The organism is Streptomyces venezuelae ATCC 10712 (assembly GCF_008639165.1).
Taxonomy (GTDB): Bacteria; Actinomycetota; Actinomycetes; order Streptomycetales; family Streptomycetaceae; genus Streptomyces; species Streptomyces venezuelae.
Window position 1 is genome coordinate 4,970,019 of record NZ_CP029197.1, and the last position, 19,202, is coordinate 4,989,220.

Genomic DNA, 19,202 nt, shown 5'->3' on the forward strand with positions numbered 1-19,202 from the left:
GTGCGGGGGCCGGTTGGTGGGGGACAGAGTACGCGGCCCCGGGGAGGTCCGTACCGGCCGTGCGCAAACCGGCCGGGGCACCTGCCCGCCGGGCGGCCACCAGGGCCGTGAGCTGCGAGACTTGCTGTCATGAGCTTCCGTACGCCAGACCCCTTGCACCGCCTCATGCTCGACGACGTGCGGGGGGCCCGGAAGATGCTGTCCGGGGTGGCCCGGATGACCGCGATGGAGGGCAGCCGCCACCTGTCGTCGCTGGTGGGAGCCCCGGTGCACCTCAAGTGCGAGAACCTCCAGCGGACCGGTTCGTTCAAACTGCGCGGAGCGTACGTGCGGATCGCCGGGCTGCGGCCCGAGGAGCGGGCCGCCGGCGTCGTCGCCGCCTCGGCGGGCAACCACGCGCAGGGCGTCGCGCTCGCCTCGAAGCTGCTCGGGGTGCACGCGACCGTCTTCATGCCGGTCGGTGCGCCGCTGCCGAAGGTCGCGGCGACCCGGGAGTACGGCGCCGACGTCCGGATGCACGGCCACGTCGTGGACGAGACGCTCGCGGCGGCGGAGCAGTACGCGCGGGAGACCGGGGCCGTGTTCATCCACCCCTTCGACCATCCCGACATCATCGTCGGGCAGGGCACGGTCGGCCTGGAGATCCTGGAGCAGTGCCCGGAGGTCCGGACGATCGTCGTGGGCATCGGCGGCGGCGGTCTCGCGGCCGGCATCGGACTCGCGGTGAAGTCGGTGCGCCCGGACGTGAAGGTGATCGGCGTGCAGGCGGAGGGCGCGGCCGCCTACCCGCCCTCGCTGGCCGCGGGGCACCCCGTGGTGGTCGAGTCGCCGGTGACGATGGCGGACGGGATCAAGGTGGGGCGGCCCGGCGACGTGCCGTTCGCGCTGGTCCAGGAGTACGTCGACGAGGTCCGCACGGTCTCCGAGGACGCCCTCTCCTCGGCGCTGCTGCTCTGCCTCGAGCGGGCGAAGCTGGTCGTCGAACCGGCGGGCGCCAGCCCCGTCGCGGCCCTGCTCAGCGACCCGAAGGCGTTCCGGGGTCCGGTGGTGGCGGTCCTCTCCGGCGGGAACGTCGACCCGCTGCTGCTCCAGCGCATCCTGCGGCACGGCATGGCCGCCGGTGGCCGCTACCTGAGCCTGCGGCTGCGGGTCACCGACCGGCCGGGCGTCCTCGCGACCCTGCTCGCGGTCCTCACCGTCGCCGACGCGAACGTCCTGGACGTCAGCCACGTACGGACCGACCCGCGGCTCGGCCTGACGGAGGCGGAGGTGGAGCTGCACCTGGAGACGAAGGGCCCGGAGCACTGCCGGGAGGTGGCGGACGCGCTGCGCGACGCCGGGTACACGGTGCTGGGCTGACGGACCCCGGGGGAGCCGGCCCCGACCAAGATCATGTGTCCTGGGTCACATATTCACTGGGCGCGCCGGGCCCGGCAAACCTAGGATCGGTGGGAAACGCCCGAATCTCCCCGGGAGAACTCACATGCCAGGCGCGATCTACGCCGAGGGTCTGGTGAAGACCTTCGGTGACGTACGAGCCCTGGACGGCGTGGACCTCGACGTACCCGAGGGCACCGTCCTGGGACTGCTCGGCCCGAACGGCGCGGGGAAGACGACCGCCGTGCGGGTGCTGACCACCCTCCTCCAGCCCGACCGGGGAAAGGCCGTGGTCGCCGGCATCGACGTCCTCAAGCACCCCAACGAGGTGCGCCGCTCGATCGGGCTCTCCGGCCAGTTCGCGGCCGTCGACGAGTACCTCACCGGCCGCGAGAACCTCCAGATGGTCGGCCAGCTCTACCAGATGAGGGCGAAGGACGCGAAGGTCCGGGCCGGTGAGCTCCTGGAGCGCTTCAACCTCGCGGACGCCGCCGACCGCACCGCCAAGACGTACTCCGGCGGCATGCGCCGCCGCCTCGACCTCGCCGCCGCCCTCGTCGTCGCCCCGCCGGTGATGTTCATGGACGAGCCGACCACCGGCCTCGACCCGCGCAACCGGCAGGCCCTGTGGGAGGTCATCAAGGAGCTCGTCGCCGGCGGTACGACCCTGCTCCTCACCACCCAGTACCTGGAGGAGGCCGACCACCTCGCCCACGACATCTGCGTCGTGGACCACGGCAAGGTCATCGCCCGCGGCACCTCCGACCAGCTCAAGGCCCAGACGGGCGGCGAGCGCGTCGAGGTCGTCGTGCACGAACCAGGGATGGTCCCCGGCGCCCGGGACGTCCTCGCCCGCTACGGCATCGCGGGCACGGGCCACGCCGAGGTCTCCGTCGAGGAGCACACCCGCAAGCTCACCGTCCCCGTCGCCGGCGGCGCGAAGCTGCTCGCCGAGGTCATCCGGGACCTGGACGCCGTCGGCGTCGAGATCGACGACATCGGACTGCGCCGCCCCACCCTCGACGACGTCTTCATCTCGCTCACCGGCCACGCGGCCGAGCGGCTCGACGAGGAGAACGGCGAGAACGGCGAGGCCGGGGAGCAGGGCGGCCGGGGCCGCAAGCGCACGAAGGAGACGGCCAAGTGATCACCGTGACCGAGACCGCCGTCCGGCCGGCCCCCCAGCAGCGCGGCGGCGTCGCCCAGTCCGTCGGCGACTCCCTCGTCGTCGCCAAGCGCAACCTGATCCGGATGACCCGCATCCCGGAGATGGTCATCTTCGGGCTCATCCAGCCCGTCATGTTCGTGGTGCTGTTCAGCTACGTCTTCGGCGGCTCGATGGTCGTCGACGGCAGCACGAGCCCGCAGGAGTACCGCGAGTTCCTCATGGCGGGCATCTTCGCCCAGACGGTCACCTTCGCCACGGCCGGCGCGGGCGCGGGCATCGCCGACGACATGCACAAGGGCCTCATCGACCGGTTCCGCTCGCTGCCGATGGCCCGGGGAGCGGTGCTCACCGGCCGTACCCTCGCCGACCTCGTGCAGACCGCCCTCACCCTGGTCGTCCTTGCGGTCGTCGCCCTGCTCGTCGGCTGGCGCATCCACGAGGGCGTCCCGAAGGCGATCGCCGCCTTCGGCCTGCTGCTGCTCCTCGGCTACGCCTTCTCGTGGATCGGCGCGCTGATCGGCCTCTCCGTCCGCACCCCGGAGGCGGCCACCTCCGGCGGCCTCATCTGGCTGTTCCCGGTCACGTTCATCTCGAACGCGTTCGTGCCCACGGAGGGCATGACCCCGTGGATCCGCCACATCGCCGAGTGGAACCCGTTCAGCGCCACGGTCCAGGCCTGCCGCGAGCTGTTCGGCAACCCGGGCGTGGTCGACTCCCCGGCCTGGCCGATGCGGCACCCGGTCTGGGCGTCGATCCTCTTCTCGCTCGTCATCCTGATCGTCTTCCGGACCCTCGCGGTACGGAAGTACCGCTCGGCGACCGCGTGAGCGCCCCGGCGGGCCGGGGCAGGTAGTCAGGGGAGATAGGCGGAGAGCACCAGGCCGCCGGGGAAGGTGGCGAAGACCGCCCCTCCGGCGGCCAGCGCGTCCCCGGCGACCTGCGGCTCGGCGAAGCCGTCGGGCCAGTTCGGCCGGTAGGACTCGACGTCCCCCTCGTCGACGGGGCCGGCCACCGGCCGGGAGGTCACGCCCGAGGAGTCGACGGTCAGCAGCCGGTCCCCGGCGAAGTAGAGCCGGTCGGTCGCGCCGGTCCTGGTCCGCCACCGCTCCCGGCCGCTCGCCAGGTCGTACGTGACGAGGTCCGAGGCCCCGCTGACCACGGCGACGATCCCGTCGGCGCTCACGGCCGGCCCGGTCGTCACGGACGAGCCGAAGGTGCGCAGCGGCTTCAGCGTCACGGGGTCGACGACGGCGAGGGACCTGTCGTCACCGCCCGAGCAGAGCACGCTCCCGCTCTTGGTGTGGACGGTGAAGGTGCCGCAGCGGACCGTCCCGCGCGGCCCCGCCTTCCCGGTCCGCGCGTCGAGGGACAGCGGGGTGGAGCCGAACGGGACGAGGACCCGGCCGGCCGCCACGACCGGCACCTCGGGGAGGCCGTCGAGCGGCGTCCGCCACAGCTCCTCGCCGTCGCCGAGCCGTACGGCGGTCGCCAGACCCGACCGCTCGTCGCGCACGTTCACGTACGTCGAGTAGAGGATCCCGTCGGCCAGGTCCGTGCCCTTCACGGCCCATTCGGCGCCGGGCCCCGGGAGCCGCCGCCGCTCCTTGCCGTCCAGCACCCCGTACGACACGACCCCCTCGGGTCCTGTCACATACGCCGTGTCGCCGACGACCGCCGGGTACTGGGGCCCGCTGCGCAGCCCCTCGCCGCGGCCCTCCACGTGCCAGAGCCGCTTGCCGTCCGCCGCGTTCAGGCCGGTGACCTCGCCGCCGTTCCCCGGGCAGACCAGGACCTTCGGGGAGAGCGCGCAGGCGCCGCCGCCGGGCTCCACCTCGGCCGTCCAGGGCGCCCAGCCCGCCGGGCGGTACGCGCGGTCCGTCCCCGCCGTGCCGAAGTCGTTGCCGCGGCCCTTCCCGCCGTACGGCAGGACGACCTGGCTCAGCGCCGTCGGACCCGGGGTCCCGGACCCCGACGCGCCCGGGGTCGTGCTCCCGCCCGAGGGGCCCGCCGCCCCGCCCGCCGTCCCGCCGCCCTGCCCGTCGGTCCGGTTCAGCAGCACCACGCCGGCCGTGGCGAGCACGGCCACCGCCACCGCGCCCGCCACGACCGCGCCCCACGGGCGGCGCCGCCGCACGGCCGGGGCGGCCGGGACCACCGGGCGGTCGGTCACGGCGGTGGGGGAGTACGGCACGACCGGGCCGAGCGTCGGCAGCTCCGCCACCCCCGCGCCCGAGGCCGCCGCCTCTCCGGCCCGCCGCGCCGCCTCCCCGCACTCGGCGAGCAGCGAGAGGACCCCGCCCGGCCACGGGAAGGCCTCCGCGGCCGGCCCGCCGCCGAGCAGCGACACCAGCTCCGCCGCCGTGGGCCGCAGCGCCGGGTCGAGCCGCAGACAGCGCTCCACCACCGGCCGCAGCTCCGCCGGCACCCCGGTCAGATCCGCGTCGGCCCGGATGATCCGGTAGACCACCGCGGCCATCTCGTCGTCCTGGAAGGGCCCCCGGCCGCTCGCCGCGAACGCGAGGACCGCGCCCAGACAGAACACGTCCGACGCGGGCACCACCGCGCGGCTGCCCGCCAGGTGCTCGGGCGACATGAACCCGGGGGAGCCCACCACGAGACCGGTCGAGGTCAGCGCCGTCGCCTCGAAGGCCTGCGCGATGCCGAAGTCGATGAGCTTCGGCCCGGCCCGGCCGAGCAGCACGTTCGCCGGCTTGAGGTCGCGGTGCAGCACCTTCACCCGGTGGACCGAGTCCAGCGCGGCGGCGAGCGCGACGCCCAGGGCCCGTACCGCCTCGACGGGCAGCGCGCCGGAGCGGACGACGGCCTCGGCGAGCGAGGGCCCCGGCACGTACTCCGTCGCCAGCCACGGCGAGGGCGCGTCGGCGTCGGCGTCCACGAGCCGCGCCACTCCGGGGCCGTCGACCGTCCGGGCGGCCGCGATCTCCCGCCGGAACCGGGTCCGGAAGTCCCCGTCGACCTCCAGGTCGCCGCGGACGGTCTTCACCGCGACCATCCGGTACGGGTCGGCCGTCGGCGTGTCCGCCCGGCAGGCGAGGTGCACCTCGCCCATGCCGCCCGCGCCGAGCCGGGCGAGCAGCCGATAGGGGCCGACGAGCATCGGGGGCTGCCCCAGGGGCAGAGCTTCCAGCACCGGACAGGTCCTTTCAGGGCGTCACTGGGGTCGGATCACGGCGTCACTGGGGCCGGGTCAGGGCGTCACCGGGGCCATCGGGATCGCTGGGATCACTTGGGGAGCTCGACGGAGGCGACGGCGCCCTTGTCGAAGACGACGTACGCGATGCCGCCCACCGGCAGCACCTCCGGCGCGCGGATCTTCAGGTGGAGGAACTCTCCGTAGTTCGGGTCGTAGTCCTCCTCCTCGGCGCGCGGGCCGGGCGCGCCCGGCACCGGTGTGACCGTGAGCCCGCCCGGCTTGCCGTCGGCGCCGAGCCGCACGGTGTACAGCGCGGAGTAGTCGGCGTACACGAACTGGTCGCCCGCGAGCAGCGGCCCGGACCAGCTCTGGGCCAGACCGGACGGAGCCTGCTTCGCCGGGAAGGAGGCGAGGGCGGTGCCGGTGCGCGGGTCGAGGATCCGCAGACCCTTGTCGAAGGTCGCGACCCCGCGCGGACCGAGGGCCGTGGGGGCGGCCGAGGCGAACGCCCCGGGCAGCGCCGCCTTCGAGGCCAGGGTGCGGGCGTCCAGGAGATGCAGGTCGGTGTCGCCCCCGGCGCGGTACCCGGAGCCGACGCAGTACGCCGAGGGGCTCAGCACCTGGATGGTCCGGCAGGCCTTCGCGTCCGGGTCGACCTCCCCGAGCTGGGTGCCCTTCTTGCCGTCGTACGCCACGAGACCGCCCTGGCTGAGCGCGTAGACGATCCCCTTGGCGTAGGCCAGCGGCTCGTACGACGCGCGCTCGGCGAAGGAGATGTCGCCGTTGGTGAGCTCCTTCGACCAGAGCTCGCGCCCGTCCGTCAGGGAGAACGCCGTCAGGGCCGCCCGGATGTCGAGGGCGTCGTCCGTCATGTTCGTCGCCGCGAAGACCGTCCCGTCGGCGACGACGGGCCGGGTCGTCCAGAAGCCCTGCGGGCCCGCGGCCGGCTTCTCCCAGCGCACCTTCCCGGTGCGCGCGTCCCGCACCTGGAGGGAGCCCCCGGCGACCAGGACCACGCTCCCGTCGTGGACCGTGGGACGGGTGGCGCTCCCGGCGGTGAAGGGGAAGCCCTTGGGGCTGAGGTAGCTCTCCCCGGGGGTGTCCTCGGCGCGGGGCACGTCCCAGAGCTTCCCGCCGTTCGCCGGGTCCATCGCCTCGTACCGCCCGTCCGTGGTCCGGCACACCAGCACCTTCTCGCCGGCCGAGCAGCCGAACGCCGCCGAGCCCAGCTTCGTCTGCCAGGGCTTCCAGCCCGCCGGGCGCTGGGCCGGGTTCTGCGGGACGACGCCGGAGGCGTCGGCGAGGCCCCGGTCGTCGACGCCCGGTATCCGGGGCGCGGCGGGCGGCGCCGCCTTCACGGGCGCCTGCGGCTTTTCGGTCCTGTCGGCCGGCCACAGCAGGTACGTGCCGACGCCGCCGGCCACGACCGCCAGGGCCACGAGGGCCGCGACCAGCCGGCCCCGGCGGCGGCGGGCGGGCGCGGCCGCGCCGGCGGGCGGCGACACCGGCGCCAGCGTCGGTACGGAGTGCAGCCCGGGCACGGCGGGGTTCACCACCGGCCGCCGGGGGTCGGGCGCCGGGGCGGCCTCCAGGAGCGGACCGCCCGAGGCGACCAGCTGGGCCAGGGCCGTGCCGTACTCGCCGATGTGCTCCCGCACCGGCTCGGGCCACGGGAAGACCTTCGGCGGACCGCCGCCGAGCAGCTCCACGAGCGCGTCCGGGGTGGGCCGCGCCTCCGGGTCGAGGGCCAGGCAGGCGGCGACGGTCCCGCGGAGCTCGTCGGGGACGCGGCTCAGGTCGGCCTCGGCCTGGGAGATCCGGTACAGGACGGCGGCCAGCGGCCCGTCGCCGAAGGGGTCCTCGCCGGTCGCCGCGTAGCAGAGCAGGGAGCCCAGGCAGAAGACGTCGGAGGCGGCGGTCACCCGCCGGGCGCCCGCCACGTGCTCGGGGGACATGAAGGAGGGCGTGCCGACCATCAGACCGGTGGCGGTCATGGTGGTGGCGGTGTTGCTGCGGGCGATGCCGAAGTCGATCAGGCGGGGCCCGTCGACGGAGAGCATGACGTTGCCGGGCTTGAGGTCGCGGTGCAGGACCCCGGCCCGGTGCAGGTCGGCGAGGGCGCGGGCGACGCCGGCGCCGAGCGCGCGGACGGTGTCGACGGGGAGCGCCCCGCCGCGCCGTACGGCCTGGGAGAGGCTGGGGCCGGGTATGTACGCGGTGGCCAGCCACGGCACCTCGGCGCCCGCGTCGCCGCCGAGCGGGGCGGCGGCGTACCGGCTGTCGACGAGCGAGGCGACCTTGATCTCGCGCCGGAAGCGGTCCCGGAAGGCGGGATCACCGGCGACGTCCCGCCGCACGGTCTTCACGGCGACGAAACTCCCGTACGGAACGCCCCCGGCGGAGCCACCGCCGGAGCCACCACCGTCGGAACCGCCACCGGGGCCGCCCCCGTCGGGGCCGGCGCCCGGGGAGCCACCCTCGGAGCCCTCCCCGGCCGGGTCACCCGCCCCGGAGGCGTCCCCGGAGCCGTCCCCGGCCGGGTCGGCTCGGCCGAGGAACACCTCGCCCATGCCACCCGCCCCGAGCCGGGCGAGCAGCTCGTACGGTCCGATCCGACGCAGTGCGTCCTCGCGCAGCGGTCCCCACACTTCGCATATCCCCCTTGCGACCCGACTTGTGACGCGACGTCAGCAGATCATGCCGCATCATCTCAGGACCCGACGGGCAGCACGAAGGGCCGGCCCCACCGGGGCCGGCCCTTCAGCGGGATCGGGTGCCTCAGCCGGTGTACGGCTTCGCGCTGAGGATCTTCACCGTGGCCTTCTTGCCGTTCGGCAGCTCGTACTGCGCGTCGTCACCGGCCTTCTTGCCGTTGACGCCGACGCCGAGCGGCGACTGCGGCGAGTAGGTCTCGATGTCACCGCTCGCGTACTCGCGGGAGGCGAGCAGGAAGGTCATCGTGTCGTTCTCGTCGCCGTCGAAGGCGATCGTGACGACCATGCCGGGCTCGACGACGCCGTCGTCCGCCGGGGCCTCGCCGACCTTGGCGTGCTGGAGCAGCTGGGTGAGCTGGCGGACCCGGAGCTCCTGCTTGCCCTGCTCCTCCTTGGCCGCGTGGTACCCGCCGTTCTCGCGCAGGTCGCCCTCTTCGCGCGCGGCGGCGATCTTGGCGGCGATCTCGGTACGCGCGGGACCAGACAGGTACTCAAGCTCGTCCTTGAGCTTGTTGTACGCCTCCTGGGTGAGCCAGGTGACGTTGTCGCTGGTCTGGGTCACAGGTGCTCCTCGTAGGTACTGGGAATACAAAGCATCGCCCTACACGGGAATGCGGTGCTGTCCCGGGTGGGCGAAACCACGAGCCTAACAATGAGTGGCGAAAAGCGGGAGGACATAAACCATCAGGATGGCGTCGCCCCAGGTCACCGGGGTGACTCGCCGGGACTCGACACCCCGTCCCTACCCACCGCTACCGCGCCGTACACCCCATGAGCTCCGCGCTGGTCGCGCGGGCCGTCGTGCGGAGCGAGTAGACCTGGTCGACCCGGCCGGCGGGGTCGTCGACCCGGACGTCCTTGCGGGCCACCTCGGCGCCGTCCTCGGAGCGGGACCGCAGCGTGCAGACGCCCTTGACGCCCTCGTCCTTGCGGATCTCCAGGTGCACCTGGACCTCGGTGGCGCTCACCACGTCGAACTTGATCATCTCGGCGCTGATCTTGCTGTCGACGACGTAGTACCAGGCGAACCAGCCCATCAGGCCGAGGAAGAGCACGCCGAGCACCGCACCGGTGATCTTGAGCTTGCGGTCGGCCGCCTCGTCCGCGGAGCGCCCGTAACGCCCCTCGGGCAGCTGCTCTCGCACCGCGCTCATGATCGATCCTCTCGAAGCCGGGGGTGGCGGAATTTTCACTCCCCCGATTCCGTCACTATAGAGACCACGCTCCGCGTCGAATCACTGAGGATCGAGTCTTGACTGAGCAGCTGCGACTGATGGCCGTTCACGCCCACCCCGACGACGAGTCGAGCAAGGGTGCGGCCACGATGGCCAAGTACGTGTCCGAGGGGGTGGACGTCATGGTGGTGACGTGCACGGGCGGCGAGCGTGGCTCGGTACTCAACCCCCAGCTCCAGGGTGACGCCTACATCGAGGCGAACATCCACGAGGTGCGCCGCAAGGAGATGGACGAGGCCCGCGAGATCCTCGGCGTCTCCCAGGAATGGCTGGGATTCGTCGACTCCGGCCTGCCCGAGGGCGACCCGCTGCCGCCGCTTCCCCAGGGCTGCTTCGCCCTGGAGGACGTCGACACCGCCGCCGGGGAGCTGGTCCGCAAGATCCGCTCCTTCCGTCCGCAGGTCATCACGACCTACGACGAGAACGGCGGGTACCCGCACCCCGACCACATCATGACCCACAAGATCACGATGGTGGCCTTCGAGGGCGCGACCGACACCGAGAAGTACCCGGAGGCCGAGTTCGGCCCGGCCTGGCAGCCCCTGAAGCTCTACTACAACCAGGGCTTCAACCGTCCCCGGACGCTCGCCCTGCACGAGGCGCTCCTCGCCCGCGGCCTGGAGTCCCCGTACGGCGAGTGGCTGGAGCGCTGGAAGGACTTCGCGGGCAAGGAGCGGACGCTGACCACCTTCGTGCCCTGCTCGGAGTTCTTCGAGACCCGCGACAAGGCCCTGATCGCCCACCGCACCCAGATCGACCCCGACGGCGGCTGGTTCCGGGTCCCGATGGAGATCCAGAAGGAGATCTGGCCGACGGAGGAGTACGAGCTCAGCAAGGCGCTGGTGCCGACCTCCCTCCCCGAGGAAGATCTCTTCGCGGGCATCCGCGACAATGCCTGACATGAGCGCACACCTGGCACTGACCCAGCTTGTCCCCTTCGCCGCAGAAGAGCTGGACAAGAACAAGGTGACCCCCGGCGTCCTCGGCTTCGTCGTCTTCGCGGTCCTGGCCCTCGCGGTCTGGCAGCTGATGAAGTCGATGAACCGCCACATGGGCAAGGTCTCCTTCGAGGAGGCCCCGGACCCGGACGCCACACCGCAGTCCCCGGCCGCCGAGGCCGCCGCCCCCGGCAAGTAGCCCACCCGCCCCCGGCCCCGCACCCCCACCGGTACGGGCCCGGGGGCGCCGCCGTGCCCGGACGGGCACTGCGAGGGGTCCCGCGCGAGCCCGGGGCGGCAGGGCAGGATGGGCACCATGCCGAACCGACTGGCCCATGAGACCTCTCCGTACCTCCTTCAGCACGCCGACAACCCGGTCGACTGGTGGCCGTGGTCGGCCGAGGCCTTCGAGGAGGCCCGCCGCCGCGACGTCCCCGTACTCCTCAGCGTCGGGTACAGCTCCTGCCACTGGTGCCACGTCATGGCCCACGAGTCGTTCGAGGACGACGCCATCGCAGGCCTGGTCAACGAGCACTTCGTCGCCGTCAAGGTGGACCGGGAGGAGCGGCCCGACGTCGACGCCGTCTACATGGAGGCCGTGCAGGCCGCCACGGGGCAGGGCGGCTGGCCGATGACCGTGTTCCTCACGCCGGACGCCGCGCCCTTCTACTTCGGTACGTACTTCCCGCCCGAGCCCCGCCACGGCATGCCCTCCTTCCCCGAGGTCCTGGAGGGCGTGAAGGACGCCTGGGCCGACCGGCGGGACGAGGTCGGTGAGGTCGCGGAGCGGATCGTGAAGGACCTCGCGGGCCGCTCCCTCGCGTACGGCGGCGAGGGCGTCCCCGGTGAGGAGGAGCTCGCGCAGGCCCTGCTCGGTCTCACCCGCGAGTACGACGCGACCCGCGGCGGCTTCGGCGGCGCCCCCAAGTTCCCGCCGTCCATGACCCTGGAGTTCCTGCTCCGCCACCATGCCCGTACGGGCGCCGAGGGCGCCCTGCAGATGGCCGCGGACACCTGCGAGGCGATGGCCAGGGGCGGCATCTACGACCAGCTCGGCGGCGGCTTCGCCCGCTACGCCGTGGACCGCGCCTGGGTCGTGCCCCACTTCGAGAAGATGCTCTACGACAACGCCCTGCTCTGCCGGGCGTACGCGCACCTGTGGAAGGCGACCGGCAGCGACCTGGCCCGCCGGGTGGCGCTGGAGACCGCCGACTTCATGGTCCGGGAACTCCGCACCCCCGAGGGCGGTTTCGCCTCCGCTCTCGACGCCGACAGCGACGACGGCACCGGCCGGCACGTCGAGGGCGCCTACTACGTGTGGACCCCGGCGCAGCTCACCGAGGTCCTCGGCGCGGAGGACGCCGCCCTCGCCGCCGCCCACTACGGCGTCACCGAGGCCGGCACCTTCGAGCACGGGAGTTCCGTGCTCCAGCTCCCGCAGCAGGCCGGCCCGGCCGAAGCGGACCGGATCGCCTCGATCGCGGCCCGGCTCCTCGCCGCCCGCGAGGAGCGCGAGCGCCCCGGCCGGGACGACAAGGTCGTCGCCGCCTGGAACGGCCTCGCCATCGCCGCCCTCGCCGAGACCGGTGCCCTCTTCGACCGCCCCGATCTCGTCGAGCGGGCCACGGAGGCCGCCGACCTGCTCGTACGGGTCCACATGGACGAGTCCGCCCGGCTCACCCGGACGTCCAAGGACGGCCGGGCCGGTACGAACGCGGGCGTCCTGGAGGACTACGCCGACGTCGCCGAGGGCTTCCTCGCCCTCGCCGCCGTCACCGGCGAGGGCGCCTGGCTGGAGTTCGCCGGCTTCCTCCTGGACATCGTTCTCGACCGCTTCACCGCCGAGGGCGGAGCCCTGTACGACACGGCCCACGACGCCGAGGCCCTGATCCGCCGCCCGCAGGACCCCACGGACAACGCGACCCCCTCGGGCTGGACCGCCGCCGCCGGCGCGCTGCTCTCCTACGCGGCGCACACCGGCTCGGACGCCCACCGGGCCGCCGCCGAAGGGGCGCTGGGCGTCGTCAAGGCCCTCGGCCCGCGCGCCCCGCGGTTCATCGGCTGGGGCCTCGCGGTCTCCGAGGCCCTCCTCGACGGGCCCCGGGAGATCGCCGTGGTGGGCGCCCCCGGCGACGAGGTGTTCCAGGAGCTGCGCCGTACCGCCCTGCGGGCGACCGCCCCCGGCGCCGTGCTGGCGTCCGGCGCTCCCGACAGCGAGGAGTTCCCGCTGCTCGGGGACCGTCCGCTGGTGGCCGGTGGCGCCGCCGCGTACGTGTGCCGTCACTTCACCTGTGACGCGCCGGTCACCGACCCCGAGGAGCTCCGCCGGAAGCTCTGAGGCGCCGGAACGGGGACGGCCCCGCGACCCCTCCGAGGAGGGGCGGCGGGGCCGCAACCGAGCGGAGCGTCTTCGCTCAGCTGTTGCCGGCGCCGTTGCCGGACAGCACGGGGATGTCGCTGAGGATGTGCGACAGCGGCTCGTCACCCTTGGCCTGGGTGGAGTTCTCGGTGCACTGCTGGTTCTGCGGGGAGGACAGGACGTTGATGTCCTGGACGGCGATCGGGATGAGACCGACGATGGAACCGGCGTTGACCTTGGCGGGCAGGCCGATGCACGGCTTGTTCAGGGAACCCTGAACGAGCGCGAACTGCGGGCTCATGTTGCCGTGCGTGGCCGAGTTGCCGAACTCCTGGTGGGCACCGTTGCCGCTGAGCGAGGTGGTGCCACCGTCGTCGGCGATCGCGAGCGCCTGTCCGGCACCCGCCGCCGTCGCGCCGAGCACCGACGCGGCCACAGCAGCCGTAGCCAACAGCTTCTTCATTGTTCGGGCCTTTCGGATCGTGGCTCGCTGAGTGCCGAGCCGTGCTGATCAACTGGTCAGCGGTGCGGAGGTTCCGCGAAGTCCACCGGACGGACTACGGGCAGATGAGCGAAGCCCCGGGCGCGGGCCGGTAGGTGCCCACGGAGATCTCGCTGGGCGCGACCTCGTCGGCTGCGGGCAGCGGCCGGTCCTCGCGCAGCCGCCGGAAGACCTCCGCGGCCCCTTCCGTGTCCCAGTCGAGGGTGGAGCCGACGCCCGCGATGTTCGGGTTGAAGCCCCGTACGGGGACGGTGGCGAACTCCGTACGGTCCGGGGGCAGGTCCCGCAGCCGTGCGGCGAGCGTGAGCAGTTCCGTCGCGGAGATCCCGCGTTCGGCGTCGGCCGTCCCGCGCAGGGTCTCCGCGAGGTCGAGCAGCCGGCCGGGATCGTCCAGGACGCCCTCGCGGAGCCGCTCCAGGGTGTTGACCACGAACTTGTGCTGCTTCTGGATGCGGCCGAAGTCCATCTGTCCGTCGGCCTTCCGCGACCGTACGTACTGGAGTCCCTCGCCCCCGCCGACCGCCCTGGTTCCGGGCTCCAGGTCGAGGCCGGTGGACGGATCCTTGAGGGGTTTCTCCGTGCAGATGGGGACCCCGCCGTCGACGCGGTCCACGGTGTCCATGAAGCGCCGGAAGTCGATCTCCAGGTAGCGGTGGACGGGCAGTCCGGTCAGCGATTCGACGGTCTCCACCGTGAAGGAGGAGCCGCCCTCCGCCCAGGCGCCGTTGATCTTCGCCTGGTGGGCGGCGTGCATCTTCCCGGTGCGCCGGTCGCGGTGCTGGTCGGGGAAGGTGGTGAGCGAGTCGCGCGGCAGGCTGACGACGTCGACCCGGTCGTGCTCGGCCGAGACGTGCACGAGCATCATCACGTCCGTGCAGTCGCACTCCTTCCCGCCGAGACGGAAACGTTCCTTCTCCTCCGGGGTGACGCCCTTGCGGCTGTCGATGCCGACCACGAGGAGGTTCAGCCCGTGCTCGGGCGCGGGTAGGTCGGAGGAGGCGGCCGCGAGCGCGCCCGGGGCGAGTGCGGCGAGGGCGGTCAGCGCCGCCGTGACGAGCAGCGGGCGTCGCGGTCGCCGTGGAAGCGGGAATTTCATGCCCGCACGGTAATTCGATCACTCTCGTACACAGATACACGACGCGACATGAACAGGACGAATCACTCTCCTGCGGCGCCTGTGTAATGATGCGGGAATCGCAGCGGAAGGAGCGAAGATGGCGCCGGATCCCGGGAAATGGGAACGGATGGCCTTCATTCCGAAGAGCCGATATGTGAGCGACCCGCCCCCGGCCGACCGAACCCCGTTCCCCCTCTATTCCGCGCTGGTCACCCAATGGGTGCAGGCGGGGCGGACGGTGCCGGGCATGCCGGACCGCGAGTGGGAGCGGTTGATGGCGACCCCGGTCTGGCCGGCCTGGTAGCGACGCGAAAGGGGCCGCCCTGGCGGGGCGGCCCCTGACGTGTGAACGTCGTCGCGCGGAGGCGGAACGTCAGTTGTTGCCGACGCCGTTGCCCGACAGGACCGGGATGTCGTCCAGGATGTGCGAGAGCGCCTCGTCACCCTTGGCCTGGGTGGAGTTCTCGGTGCACTGCTGGTTCTGCGGGGAGGACAGGACGTTGATGTCCTGGACGGCGATCGGGATGAGGCCGACGATGGATCCGGCGTTGACCTTGGCCGGGAGACCCACGCACGGCTTGTTCAGCGAGCCCTGGACCAGCGCGAACTGGGGGCTCATGTTGCCGTAGGTGGCGGAGTTGCCGTACTCCTGGTGGGCGCCGTTGCCGCTGAGCGACGTGGTGCCGCCGTCGTTGGCGATGGCGAGGGCCGGGGAGGCCACGGCGGCGGAGGCGCCGACGATGGAGACGGCTGCGGCCGCAGTGGCCATAACCTTCTTGATCACGGGAGTTCCCTTCTAGAACCGGCTCCGTGCAGGGAGCGCCCTGATCAACTGGTGATGGACGCATGGGTTCCGCTGTGTCACTCCCCTGGCGGAGCGCACGGGGCAGCGCACTTCACGGGGCCAGTCGTACGGGTGAAGCGCCGGAACCTCAGCCCTCGCGCGCAGTTGATCCCGTCGCATCAATCACGTCGATTGGTGGGAACAGGAACGGAATCACCGTGATCAAGAAGATTATGACGGCTGCGGCTGTGACGGCCTCTGTTGTCGGCGCTTCCGCTGTGGCGGCCTCCCCGGCCCTCGCCATCGCCAACGACGGCGGCACGACCTCCCTCAGCGGCAACGGCGCGAGCCAGTCCTTCGGCAACTCGAAGACCAAGGGCGACATGAGCCCCCAGTTCTCGGCCGTCCAGGGCTCGCTGAACAAGCTCTGCCTCGGTGTCCCGGTCAAGGGCAACGTCGGCTCGGTCGTCGGCATCCTCGTCCCGGTCGCCGTCCAGGACGTCAACGTCCTGTCCTCCCCGCAGAACCAGCAGTGCGCGGAGAACTCCACCCAGGCCAAGGGTGACGAGCCGCTGTCGCACCTCGTGGAGGACATCCCGGTCCTCTCCGGGAACGGCGCCTACAACGGCTGATCCGCGTCGCGCACGCCAGGGCCGGAGGGAACATCCACGTTCCCTCCGGCCCTGCCGTGCGCGCACCGCGCGCAATGGAGTGAACGTACGAAAGCCGCCGATTCTGCGGTTTCCTTTGCGTCGCCTGTTCGTTGTGTTTCGTGAAATGTCTTCCGTCACAGAAAGGATCCAGACGAAAATGAACTGCAAGAAGGTCGCGGCCGTCGTCGCCGGAATCGTCATGGCCATGGGTGCGGCGTCGCCCGCCTTCGCGGACGCCGACGCCCACGGCGCGGCGATCGGTTCGCCGGGTGTCCTCTCGGGCAACGTCGTCCAGGTCCCGATCCACGTGCCGATCAACGTCTGCGGCAACAGCGTGAACGTCATCGGCGCGCTCAACCCGGCCGCGTTCAACACCTGCATCAACGCCTGAGCCTTCGACGGCAGGTAGGTACGGGCCGGCCCCCGGAGAGCGACAGCTCCCCGGGGGCCGGCCCTCCGTCATGCCGAGACCGGCGCCTTCTCTCCCGTACGCGGCCGCCCGACCGCCCCGCCCCGGGCCTCCGCCCGCAGCCGCCGCCGCACCCCGCGCACCAGCCGCCCCGCCGTGTACTCGGCGCCGAACACGAACCGCATCGACGGCCCGTACGACGGAGCGGTGAGCAGCCCCGCGAGGAACAGGCCCGGCCACGAGGACTCGAAGAGGCCGCCGACCTCCGGCGCGCCGCCCGCGCCGACCGTGCGCAGCGCGCCGCGCAGGGCCGGTGACAGGATCCCGGCCCGGTCCAGGCTCGGCGTGAAGCCGGTGGCCGCCACGACGTGATCGGTCTCCAGGACCGTCGTCCCCTCCGGCCCGGCCACGTCGACCCGGAGCCGGTCGTCCGCCGTCACGACCGCCCCGGTGATCCGCTGCCCCAGGCGTACGTCCCCGACCGCCGCGAACCGCTCCCGGAGCCACCAGGCCCCCGCCGGGCCGAGCGCCGAGTCGAAGATCCGCTCCCGGGTGGCCGCGGGCAGCCGCCGGAAGACCCCGGGCGTGTCCGCGTACAGCTTGTTCCGCCAGCCGCAGCCGAGCCCCGTGTGGGGGGCGCGCAGCGCAGGCCACAGGCCGCGGTCGAGGGCCGGGGGGAGGGTGTTCCAGTGGAGCCGGTCGGCGCGGGCGACGATCCGCACGGCCGCCGCACCCCCCTCGACGAGCAGCGCGGCCGTCTCCAGGGCGGCCTGACCGGCCCCGACGACGGTGACGTCCCGCCCGGCGAAACGGTCGAGATCGCCGTGGTGGCTGGAGTGGGTGACGTACCGCCGGGGCAGGTCCCGCAGCGGCCCGGGGACCTCCATGAACGGCAGGACGCCGACGGCGAGCGCCACCGTCCTGGCCCGCAGCGCCTCGCCGTCCTCGGTGAGCAGCTCGAATCCCTCCGCCGCGGGCACCACCGAGCCGATCAGCCGCTCGTCGAGGGCGGGCACCGCCTGCCGGGCGAACCAGTCGCCGTACGCGGCGAAGAAGTCGACCGGGAGCGGCACCCCGTGCGCGGCGCGCACGCCCCGCGCGGCCGCGTAGGCGTCGAGCCCGTACGCCCCCTCCGGGTCGGAGAGGTGGGAGGCCCACGGCTCGGACTTCAGGAACATGCCCGAGGGCATGGCGTGCCAGGACTCCATCGAGCGGCCGAAGGTCCGCAGACGCAGCCCGTGGGCGGCCGCGTGAGCGGCCACGGAGAGGCCGTACGGCCCGGCTCCGACGACCACCAGGTCGTAGATCGACTTCGACATCGTGCCTTCCACCTTCATCGGGGGGTGAGCTGGTTGGAGGAGCTGCGGGCCGGTGGCGCCGCCGACGGTCCCGGCGGATCCGCCCGCCGGGACCCGAGGAGCCCGCGCACCGCCGCCACGGCCCGGCGCAGCAGATGGGCGAGCCAGGCCCGGCCCATCGCGAGCGCGGGAGCCGGGTCGTCCGCCGCGAACCAGGCGAACTCGGTCCGCCGCGGGCCCGCCCCCGGACCGGTCCCCGCGGCGGGCCGGGGGCGCGGGGAGGTGAGGAGCGAGAGCGCCGCGTAGTTCTCGACGACGAAGCGGCGGCCGTACGCGGGGGAGTGCGGCGGCACGGGCCGCCCGGTGAGGTCCAGGTGGAGCGCCCGGACCACGTCCAGGCCGTCCGGATCGGCGAACAGCCGGAACTGCGCGCCGGGCCGCGGGTTGAAGTCGAGCAGGTGGTACGCGCCCGTCGACCGGTCGAGCCGGAAGTCCAGGTCGCACACGCCCCGGTAGCCGATCGCGTCGAGCAGCTCCCGCGCCGAGCGGTCCACGGCCGGGTTCGCCGCCCAGCGGCCCACGGCGGTGAGCCCGGCCCCGTCCGGCCAGGACCGCTCCTTGCGGCCGGTCCCCGCCGCCGTGCAGCGCCCCCGCCCGTCCACGTAACCGTGGAAGAACCAGTCCAGGTCACGGCCCGGCGGCAGCAGCTCCTGGAGCAGCAGCCGGCTGCCGGCCTCCGGGGTGCGGGCGTACAGCTCCCGCACCTCGGCGGGGGACCGCAGGATCGAGGTGCTGCGCAGCCCGCCGCCGGCCGGGAGCAGCCAGGGACGGCTCCACTTGGCGACCACCGGAAGCCCGAGCGACCAGGCCATGGCGGCGGCCTCGTCGGCGCCGGTGGGGAGTTCGGTGCGGGGATGGGGCAGGCCGAGGGCCGCGCAGGTCTCGGCGAGGGCGGCCTTGTCCGCCACCCGCAGCAGCTGTTCCTCGGTCTGCTCCGGGAGCAGGAAGCGCGGGGTGAGCTCCGGGCGCCGGCGGGCCAGGGCGAGGGCGCTGACGTCGTCCAGGGGGAGCACGAGGAAGGGAGTTGACGGGCCGTCGGGGAAGGCGCCGGGGCTCTCCTCCGTCACCTCGTCCGCGAGCCGGTGCAGCAGCGCGGCCAGCTCGGCCGGGCAGGCCGTGCCGGGGCGCGAACGGGCCGAGTGGAGATAGCGGGAGCGGGCGACCGGGCTGGTGCTCGATTCGATGACGGCGTGCACCGGAATTCCCGCCCGGCCCAGGGAGCGCGCGGCCCCGAGGGTGCCGTGATGGAAAGGGTTCCGGTCGAGCCGTACGAGGACGGTGGGAACGCGGATGTCAAAGCCTTGACGGCGCGGCACGGCCTGCCCTTCATCTCGGGTGCCCCAACTGGGCGATGAAATCCTCTAATGGACTACTGATCAGAGGGAAGCCGAGTTCACGGTCGGCTCATTAGGAATACTTTCTGAGCATCGGATT

The 19,202-nt window shown here is 73.0% G+C and carries 18 protein-coding genes; 9 read left to right on the forward strand and 9 right to left on the reverse strand.

The features are described 5' to 3' along the window. Positions 1-129 precede the first annotated feature (129 nt). The 3 genes from ilvA (at position 130) to DEJ43_RS23140 (ending at position 3,372) form a co-directional block, all read left to right on the forward strand. The gene (gene ilvA, locus DEJ43_RS23130) at positions 130-1,359 is read left to right on the forward strand and encodes a threonine ammonia-lyase (RefSeq protein WP_015035805.1); all 1,230 of its coding nucleotides are present in this window, start codon (positions 130-132) and stop codon (positions 1,357-1,359) included. Between the two features lie 124 nt (positions 1,360-1,483). Continuing rightward, a complete protein-coding gene (locus DEJ43_RS23135; protein ID WP_015035806.1) occupies positions 1,484-2,524 on the forward strand; it encodes a daunorubicin resistance protein DrrA family ABC transporter ATP-binding protein in 1,041 nt (346 codons plus the stop codon). Beyond that, the gene (locus DEJ43_RS23140; protein WP_015035807.1) at positions 2,521-3,372 is read left to right on the forward strand and encodes an ABC transporter permease; all 852 of its coding nucleotides are present in this window, start codon (positions 2,521-2,523) and stop codon (positions 3,370-3,372) included. Before DEJ43_RS23135 ends, DEJ43_RS23140 begins: the two co-directional genes overlap by 4 nt. Before the next feature lie 26 nt (positions 3,373-3,398). Here DEJ43_RS23140 and DEJ43_RS23145 read toward each other — a convergent pair whose 3' ends face one another. The 4 genes from DEJ43_RS23145 to DEJ43_RS23160 form a co-directional block, all read right to left on the reverse strand. After that, positions 3,399-5,696, reverse strand: coding sequence for a protein kinase domain-containing protein (locus tag DEJ43_RS23145; protein ID WP_015035808.1), 2,298 nt, complete (start codon positions 5,694-5,696; stop codon positions 3,399-3,401). Positions 5,697-5,788: 92 nt separating this feature from the next. Then, entirely contained in the window at positions 5,789-8,347 is a 2,559-nt protein-coding gene (locus DEJ43_RS23150) for a protein kinase domain-containing protein (protein WP_233447978.1), read from the reverse strand. Positions 8,348-8,477: 130 nt separating this feature from the next. Further along, positions 8,478-8,975 (reverse strand): transcription elongation factor GreA, encoded by a 498-nt coding sequence (gene greA / locus DEJ43_RS23155; protein WP_015035810.1) that lies wholly within the window; start codon positions 8,973-8,975, stop codon positions 8,478-8,480. A 190-nt stretch (positions 8,976-9,165) separates the two neighbouring features. Further along, entirely contained in the window at positions 9,166-9,567 is a 402-nt protein-coding gene (locus DEJ43_RS23160; RefSeq protein WP_015035811.1) for a DUF4307 domain-containing protein, read from the reverse strand. A gap of 98 nt (positions 9,568-9,665) precedes the next feature. On the opposite strand from DEJ43_RS23160, the gene mca reads away from it, so the two are divergent. From mca to DEJ43_RS23175, 3 genes are all read left to right on the forward strand, one after another. Continuing rightward, on the forward strand, positions 9,666-10,547 hold the full coding sequence (gene mca / locus DEJ43_RS23165) for a mycothiol conjugate amidase Mca (RefSeq protein ID WP_015035812.1): 882 nt from the start codon (positions 9,666-9,668) through the stop codon (positions 10,545-10,547). Next, a complete protein-coding gene (locus tag DEJ43_RS23170; RefSeq protein ID WP_015035813.1) occupies positions 10,540-10,785 on the forward strand; it encodes a hypothetical protein in 246 nt (81 codons plus the stop codon). Before mca ends, DEJ43_RS23170 begins: the two co-directional genes overlap by 8 nt. Positions 10,786-10,902: 117 nt before the next feature. Next, on the forward strand, positions 10,903-12,924 hold the full coding sequence (locus DEJ43_RS23175; RefSeq protein ID WP_041662825.1) for a thioredoxin domain-containing protein: 2,022 nt from the start codon (positions 10,903-10,905) through the stop codon (positions 12,922-12,924). Between the two features lie 76 nt (positions 12,925-13,000). Here DEJ43_RS23175 and DEJ43_RS23180 read toward each other — a convergent pair whose 3' ends face one another. Beyond that, positions 13,001-13,408 carry a rodlin gene (locus DEJ43_RS23180; RefSeq protein ID WP_015035815.1) on the reverse strand — a complete coding sequence of 136 codons (408 nt, stop codon included), beginning with the start codon at positions 13,406-13,408 and terminating at the stop codon, positions 13,001-13,003. A 94-nt stretch (positions 13,409-13,502) separates the two neighbouring features. Continuing rightward, positions 13,503-14,543 (reverse strand): LCP family protein, encoded by a 1,041-nt coding sequence (locus DEJ43_RS23185; protein ID WP_015035816.1) that lies wholly within the window; start codon positions 14,541-14,543, stop codon positions 13,503-13,505. Positions 14,544-14,718: 175 nt separating this feature from the next. Here DEJ43_RS23185 and DEJ43_RS23190 point away from each other — a divergent pair, with 175 nt between their 5' ends. Further along, a complete protein-coding gene (locus tag DEJ43_RS23190) occupies positions 14,719-14,868 on the forward strand; it encodes a hypothetical protein (RefSeq protein WP_224272552.1) in 150 nt (49 codons plus the stop codon). A 69-nt stretch (positions 14,869-14,937) separates the two neighbouring features. On the opposite strand, the gene DEJ43_RS23195 is transcribed toward DEJ43_RS23190, so the two are convergent. Continuing rightward, complete coding sequence (locus tag DEJ43_RS23195; RefSeq protein WP_015035818.1) at positions 14,938-15,348, reverse strand: rodlin; 411 nt, start codon at positions 15,346-15,348, stop codon at positions 14,938-14,940. 218 nt (positions 15,349-15,566) lie between these two features. Between DEJ43_RS23195 and DEJ43_RS23200 the strand changes: the two genes are divergently transcribed. Together DEJ43_RS23200 and DEJ43_RS23205 are read left to right on the forward strand one after the other, a co-directional pair. Next, positions 15,567-15,980 carry a rodlin gene (locus tag DEJ43_RS23200; RefSeq protein WP_041662827.1) on the forward strand — a complete coding sequence of 138 codons (414 nt, stop codon included), beginning with the start codon at positions 15,567-15,569 and terminating at the stop codon, positions 15,978-15,980. Between the two features lie 178 nt (positions 15,981-16,158). Then, positions 16,159-16,392: a chaplin gene (locus tag DEJ43_RS23205; protein ID WP_107499047.1), complete on the forward strand. Its 234-nt coding sequence runs from the start codon at positions 16,159-16,161 to the stop codon at positions 16,390-16,392. A gap of 68 nt (positions 16,393-16,460) precedes the next feature. On the opposite strand, the gene DEJ43_RS23210 is transcribed toward DEJ43_RS23205, so the two are convergent. Together DEJ43_RS23210 and DEJ43_RS23215 are read right to left on the reverse strand one after the other, a co-directional pair. After that, positions 16,461-17,717, reverse strand: a complete 1,257-nt coding sequence (locus DEJ43_RS23210; protein WP_071892489.1) for an FAD-dependent oxidoreductase — start codon at positions 17,715-17,717, stop codon at positions 16,461-16,463. A 26-nt stretch (positions 17,718-17,743) separates the two neighbouring features. Continuing rightward, positions 17,744-18,964, reverse strand: a complete 1,221-nt coding sequence (locus DEJ43_RS23215) for a carboxylate--amine ligase (RefSeq protein WP_308339632.1) — start codon at positions 18,962-18,964, stop codon at positions 17,744-17,746. Positions 18,965-19,202 lie beyond the last annotated feature (238 nt).